The organism is Hymenobacter profundi (assembly GCF_019334315.1).
Classification (GTDB): Bacteria; Bacteroidota; Bacteroidia; order Cytophagales; family Hymenobacteraceae; genus Hymenobacter; species Hymenobacter profundi.
Genome location: NZ_JAHWGL010000158.1, coordinates 1 through 6,473 on the forward strand (window position 1 = coordinate 1; position 6,473 = coordinate 6,473).

5 protein-coding genes are annotated in these 6,473 nt (G+C 58.0%); all 5 read right to left on the bottom strand.

Annotated elements, in window-relative coordinates:
• Positions 1-200 precede the first annotated feature (200 nt).
• Positions 201-2,666 carry a TonB-dependent receptor gene (locus KYK14_RS21080; protein WP_219161655.1) on the bottom strand — a complete coding sequence of 822 codons (2,466 nt, stop codon included), beginning with the start codon at positions 2,664-2,666 and terminating at the stop codon, positions 201-203.
• Between the two features lie 385 nt (positions 2,667-3,051).
• A complete protein-coding gene (locus tag KYK14_RS21085; protein ID WP_219161656.1) occupies positions 3,052-3,771 on the bottom strand; it encodes a DUF4097 family beta strand repeat-containing protein in 720 nt (239 codons plus the stop codon).
• A gap of 50 nt (positions 3,772-3,821) precedes the next feature.
• Positions 3,822-4,610: a DUF4097 family beta strand repeat-containing protein gene (locus KYK14_RS21090; RefSeq protein ID WP_219161657.1), complete on the bottom strand. Its 789-nt coding sequence runs from the start codon at positions 4,608-4,610 to the stop codon at positions 3,822-3,824.
• 164 nt (positions 4,611-4,774) lie between these two features.
• Positions 4,775-5,623 carry a zf-HC2 domain-containing protein gene (locus tag KYK14_RS21095; RefSeq protein ID WP_246601969.1) on the bottom strand — a complete coding sequence of 283 codons (849 nt, stop codon included), beginning with the start codon at positions 5,621-5,623 and terminating at the stop codon, positions 4,775-4,777.
• 18 nt (positions 5,624-5,641) lie between these two features.
• Positions 5,642-6,178, bottom strand: a complete 537-nt coding sequence (locus KYK14_RS21100; protein ID WP_219161659.1) for an RNA polymerase sigma factor — start codon at positions 6,176-6,178, stop codon at positions 5,642-5,644.
• Positions 6,179-6,473 lie beyond the last annotated feature (295 nt).

The window sequence follows — 6,473 nt, forward strand, 5'->3', positions numbered from 1 at the left end:
GCGGTGCTGCGCGGGGAAGGGTGAGAGAGTGGTGAAATGGTGAAATGGCGAGTTAAAACTCGGCTGTCATCCTGAGCTTGCGAAGGACCTTCTCACGCGTGAACGACAAGCGTACCAACGACTCGTTCTACCGTGAGAAGGTCCTTCGCTGCGCTCAGGATGACAGCCGAGTTTTAACGCACCATTTCACCACTCACCATCTATCCCTTCCCACCTTGCCGATCATCATTGCTGATGGTTTTGCGGGCTTTTTTGGGTGCGTCATCCATCTTGCCGAACTGCCAGTTGAAGCTCAGGCGCACGGCGCGGTTGTAGGCGTAGGTCACTTCTTGGGAGGAAAACAGGTCTGCCTGCGTGATGGTGGTGCGGAAGCGAATGGTGCGGGCAAATGGGTTGTCGAGGCCCAGCGTGAGGCTGCCTTTCTTGTCAAACAGCTCTTTCTTCACCGACAGGTTGTGCCACACGTTGCTGTTGGTACGGCCTTGCAGAAACACCCGCGGCGAGTTGATATATACGGCAGCCTGCGCGCTCAACCCATGCTCGAAGGTCCAAGCAGACGTGAGGTTACCGTTGTAGACCCAGCCTTGATTGGAAGCGCCCAGCTCCTTGCTTTTCACCGACACGTAATAGGCGTTGATACTGCTGTTCAGCGTCCATTTATCCGTCAGCTTGGTCGAGCCGTACACGTTGGCGCCGTAGGTAGCGCGCTGGCCCACGTTTTCTGGGTTGGTAAAGAAGACCGTGGTATTGCTGGTATCGGTAGGGAAAACCTGGCTGGTGGGCACCGTGCGCGCCACCCGCTGAAACGCGTTGCTAGCACTACGCGCATAGACCGATACAGTTAGGGTAGTTTTCTGGATGGTCGTGCTGTAGCCCAGTTCGTAGGCGTTGGTTAGTTCGGCCGTCAGGTTGGGGTTGCCGGTGCTCACCACGCGCCGATTGCTCACGTCGATGTAGGGATTCAGCAGATAGATAGATGGACGCTGGAGCCGGCGCGAGTAGCCCACATTCAGCTTGTGCTCCTTTTCCTTACCAAACTCGTGGGAGATGTTCAGGGTAGGAATAAAGTTGGTGTAGCGCTGCCGTACACTGGTGCTGCTGGTCAAGAAGTCGCCATCCACGCGGGTGTGCTCTACCCTTGCCCCGGCTTTCACATTATATTTTTTGGCTAACTGAAGGCCGTAGGAAGCATAGCCGGCCACTACGTTCTGCTGGTAGTTGAACTCGTTGGAGCGCGAGGGCACCAACGCAAATCCTGCCCCATCGAGGCTGTCGGCGCTGATACGGTAGTCGCTTCGCTCGTTGCGCAGGATGGTTTTGGCGCCAAGCTCCAGCACGCTGGTGCTATCGAGAGGCTGAGTGTAATCAAGTTGCAGGGTGGTTTCGCGGCTGCGGCTGCGGTTGTTGCCGGTTTCGCGGTAGTCGAGGCCCTGCTCGGGGCGGGTCTGGTCGAGGCGGTAGGCGGAGGTGTTCGACACGTAGTTTTGCAGGGCCAGGAGGCTCAGCTCGTGCTTCGGCTTGAAAGTGTGCGTGTAGCTGCCGTTCAGGCTCAGCTCCGGCCACCAGTTGGCGCCCCACGGCCGGCGAATGTCGCGGGCAAACTGGTCGAAGCTCAGCGGCGCCACGTAGGTAGAAGCCAGGTGTTGCGTGGCAGTAGAGCGGTAGAGGTCGGTGTAGGCCCCCACAGTCACGGCATCCTTTTCCGTCAGGTCGTAGTCGAAGCCCAGGCGGGCGTAGATGCCGCCACCACCGTTGCGCCGACTGTTTTGCTGGCTAAGTTGGGCCGTTTGGTTGTCTCCTAGAAAATCGGTGCGGTTGATGCTGCCCCGGCTGCGGTTGTAGTGGGCATAAGAACCCGCTTCGGACGTGATACCCAGCTTCCCCCGCCGAATAGTCAGGTTTGTATTGACATTGCTATAGCGCGTGCCCGCCGTGGCGTCTATCGAGCCTGTCATCCCCGTTAAGTCATTCTTTTTCAGAATAATATTAATCACCCCACCCGAGCCTTCGGCGTCGTATTTCGCGCCCGGCGACGTAATTACCTCCACCGCTTTGACTTTGTCGGCGGGTAGGCGGCGCAGGGCATCGGCCACGCTGCTAGCTAGGATGGAACTGGGCTTGCCGTTGATGAGCACCCGCACGCTGGTAGAGCCGCGTAGCTCCACGTTGCCGTCGTTATCAACGGTGAGCAAGGGTACCTTCCGCAACATTTCTGCCGCCGTGGCGCCCGCGTTGCTGATGTCCTTTTCCGCGTTATAAACAATGCGGTCGGCGTGGGTTTCTACTAGCTCCTTTTGCCCTACCACCTGCACCTCACCCAGTTGCTGCGTGGTAGGTGTCAGCAATACTTGGCCTAGATTTACAGTTGCCGTGCCCGGTGTCACGTTCTCCACCACCTTCGTCTCAAAGCCTACAAAGCTGATGGAAACACTGTACTCGCCCGGTGCTACCTTCTCAAAGACGAAAGCGCCTTTGTCGTTGCAAACGGTCCCGTCCAGTGGCTTGCTGGTGGCCTTGCTCAGCAGCGCTACCGTGGCAAATTCCACGGGTTGTTTGGTGGTGGCGTTGAGCACCGTGCCTGTAATGCGACTGGTGCTAGTGGTTTGGGCTACAACCGGGCACAGCACGCCCAGCAGCACCCATAATAGGGCGATATATTTCAGCATATCAGTGAGTTATAAGGAGCCAAATGGCTCTGATGAAGACACGCAGTGGACCGTACTACCACTTAGGCGGGCAGTAGCAGCCAGAAGGCAGAGGGGTAGTAGAAAGCAACGCTACAGCAGTTGCGCGGTGCCTGGCAGTGGAGCCGATGGAATAGGAATAGGGCGGATAACAGGCATCTCAACAGGCACGCCAGCGAGAAAGTATACGAGCTACTTTATCAGTACGAATAGTTTCGTAATACAAACATATAGTACTGTTCCTATAAATGCAACAACTTCTACGAAATATTTCGTTGATTAAAATATTATTCTGCTGGAAGCCGCCCGGCACCTACAACCCTGACAGGGCTTCAAGCCCCTGTCAGGGTTACATAAGTCCAATTATCTACTTTCGCTTGCGAAAGAACACGTCGCCGCTGATGGATTCGAGGCGGACGGCGGGGCCACCGTTGCCACCCAGCGTACCGCGTAGCTGGTAGCCCACAATAGGGTTCTCTTTGCGGTTGACGAAGGCAATGTCCTGATCGGTATACACCTCTCCAGTAATGGTTTTAAACGCTACCTCGGCCCCCTGTCGGGCCGGCCAGCTCACATCCACGAAGCCGCTGATACTTTTGGCTTCCAGCGGAGCCGTTAGGTCGGTTACCTCAATATTGCCGCTGATGGTGTTCACGCGCACCGCCACGCCAGCCGGCACCAGTACGTCTACTTCAATCTTGAAGCACAAGGCCGGACCTTCTGCTTTGCCATTGCGCCAGCTGCCGCCCCACCGGGTGTAGCCCTGCCCGTCTGGACACTCTGCGCCCTGGCTGTTTTTCACCAGGTTATCGTCGAAGGACGAAGAAATGGTAACTCCTTCGTCGGTCTTGCTGGTCGTCAGCAGCAGTGCGTCGTTCAGCTGCCCGCCGTTGATGGTAGCCGTGGCGCGCAGCACCACTTGCGAACCGCTACCCGCATGAATTTTAATGGTTGATGCCTGTTTCAGCTCCAAATTCAAACGCTGGCCGGCTTTCATTGAAGCGGTTTGTTCCAGTACTTTTTGGGCGTGCGCCCCCAGGCTGCTCAGCCCTACCAGGACCGACAGCAATAGCAAAAAACGAAACATGGGAAGAAGAATAGCTGGTGAGAAGAAAGACTACACTTTGATGCTGAGAGCTATTTGGTTTTGCGCACGTACACGTCGCCGCTCACGTTTTTCAGCGAAATGGCCGTGCCGCCGCCGTTCACGGCCCCGTTGAGGGTTTGGCCGCCAATCTGCACGAGGCTGTTGGCATTGGCCGGCTTGGGTAGGGCCATGTCGAAGTCGGTGTATACCTCGCCCGAAATAGTCCGCATGGTCAGGGAGGCTTTGGTGCTGGCCGGCATGGCTACATCAATAGCGCCGCTGATGTTGCTGATGGAGCTGGGGCCGGCCTTCAATGTGGAGTACACCACCGTAATGTCGCCGCTGGTGCTGTTGGCTACCACGGGACCAGTCACGTTCAGGAGCTTGGCATCGCCGCTTTTCATCATTACTTCCAGCTTCCCTTGCAGGTTTTGCAGCAGCACGCGGTTGCCGCCCCACTGGGCCTCGCGGTACACCACATCGGCCGTGCGCGGCACCCGAATCACGTAGCCACCCTCTCGGCGCGAGGCTTTCACAATGCGAACGGTGTTGCCTTCTTTGGTCACACCTAGCCCCAGGCGGGTGTTGTCTACCGTGGAGTTGTACACGGGCCGCAGTCCTTCGGCGCGCTTGGGCGCCTCTTCGGCGGCCCTACCCCCTTCACCCTTGATTAGTACTTCGTCGCCATCGTAGCCTTCCACGGTTACGTGGTCGCTATTCTGCATTTCGATAACCACTTTGCGGTCATTACCAGTGAGTTTTATTTTGAATTCCTGGGCCTGAACGGTTGAGCAGGCAGCCAGCACGCTGGCGAACAAGAGAAACAGATGCTTTTTCATAGAGAGTTGACGTTGAGGAAGAGCAGGAAGCAACCACCCGAAGCCGCGGACTTCGGTAGATAGCACTGCGTGAGCATGAGAGAAAGTTTTGCTAAAGGATGTCGCTATTGCTGGCGCTACAGGGTAGGCGAGCCAGCGGGACAGTGTATAGGAGACCGTTCTGGTTAAATCAGGAGGCTGACGCCTTGCTTGGCTTGGTCGCGCACGGCGGGTAGGGCGTCGGGGCGTTGGGAGAGGCGCCGGAGCTGGGGAACAGCTTGCTTGTCGCGCAGCTTCACCAATAGCTCAATCAGCGTGATTTGCACGTTGGGGTCGGTCTGCACGGGTAGGGCCTGAATGAGGGCTGAGCCTACTAGCGAATCGGCCCGAAGGCGGTAGAGGGCTTCGGCGGCGGCCAGGCGCACATTGGGGTTCGGGTCGGCATTCAAGGTGTTGATGAGCACCAGCACGGTAGGGTCGCCGGGGCGGGAGCTACCAGGGGCGTCGCTTACCAGCTGAATGCGGTGGCTGGCGGTGGCCGGCTGCTGGGTGGCTGCTGTGAGTTGCGCCGCTAAGGTCTGCGCTTCTTTGGCGGGCGCAACCGCTACCACTGGCACGGCTGAGCGGTTTAGGAGCAGCCCCAACACGGTACCTACTGCCAACAGCGCTATGCTGGCGGCAATGCGCAGCCACAATGCAGTATTGCTCGCCGCCGACAAATACAACGGCACTGGCTGCTTTTCAGGCGTTGCTACCGGCGCAATGGTAGGTAGCAATTCCTTCTCCGCGTTCAGCATAGCCAGAAAGTTGTCGCGCAGAGCGAGTGGCGGCATGGCAAGCGGCTGGTCTTCGAATGCGTCCAGCAAAGTGGCATACTGAGCTACCCGTGCCTGGCAATTGGGGCATTGGGGCAAGTGTGCTGCTACCCGTGCCCTATCGGCCGGCGGCAGGGCCTGAGCTGCATAGTCGGCCAGCAAGGGCTCCAAGGCAGCGCATTCGGGTGAGGTGAGGAAGTGGTTGTTATCGTCGAGCATCACAGAGCAGTCAGAGTATTAGCTGAAGTAAATTTTGCGGAGCGCCTCTAGGGCGCGGTGGGCTTTCACGCGGGCTGTTCCTTCCGAGCAGCCCAGCATCTCCCCTATTTCGGCGTAGTCGAAGCCCTGGAAGCGGTGCAGCACCAGGATTTCGCGCTGGGCAGCGGGTAGCAGCGCCAGCGCCTCGTACAGGTGCTCACCGTCGGAGCTGGCGGCCACCCCGGCCAGGGCAGCCCGGCGCAGGGTAGGCGTACGCTCGGCCGTTTCCAGGTCGCCGGCCGGCACGGGCTGGCGCTGCCAGTGGTCGGCGTGCACGTGGCGGGCCAGCTGGTACACCCACGCCCGGAACGGCTGAGCCGGCTGGTAGCTGGCGCGGTATTTCAACACCCGCAGAAACACGTTTTGCACGAGGTCCTGCGCCGTGTCGCGGTCGTTCGTCAGCCGCAGCAGAAACCCAAACAGCGGTCCTTGGTAACGCTCGAACAGCGGCGTGAGCTGATCGAGGTCGTTGTCGCGGACCTGCGCCATCAAGGTTTCGTCGCTGGGGCTGTGCACGGCGGAAAGGGTAGGCGTTTAGGGGAGAGTTGAAGGGAGTACCGTCGATTTCGGCATTCGTTACAAGCCCCGCAAAAAATAATTTTTGGTTTGTTTTTGGCTGTTTGTTTACGGTTTTTGGTAAACAAGAAAAGGTGTCATCCTGAGCGCAGCGAAGGACCTTCTCACGCGAGTACGATTAGCGGAACAATGACTTGTTCTACCGTTCTTCGTTCACACGTGAGAAGGTCCTTCGCTGCGCTCAGGATGACACCTTTTCTTGTTTACCAAAAACTAACCTACCGACGCCGTTCCA

Bases quoted from the DNA above. Each gene is read 5' to 3' on its own strand.
- KYK14_RS21080 (WP_219161655.1), bottom strand. From the start codon at position 2,666: ATGCTGAAATATATCGCCCTATTATGGGTGCTGCTGGGCGTGCTGTGC.
- KYK14_RS21085 (WP_219161656.1), bottom strand. From the start codon at position 3,771: ATGTTTCGTTTTTTGCTATTGCTGTCGGTCCTGGTAGGGCTGAGCAGC.
- KYK14_RS21090 (WP_219161657.1), bottom strand. From the start codon at position 4,610: ATGAAAAAGCATCTGTTTCTCTTGTTCGCCAGCGTGCTGGCTGCCTGC.
- KYK14_RS21095 (WP_246601969.1), bottom strand. From the start codon at position 5,623: ATGCTCGACGATAACAACCACTTCCTCACCTCACCCGAATGCGCTGCC.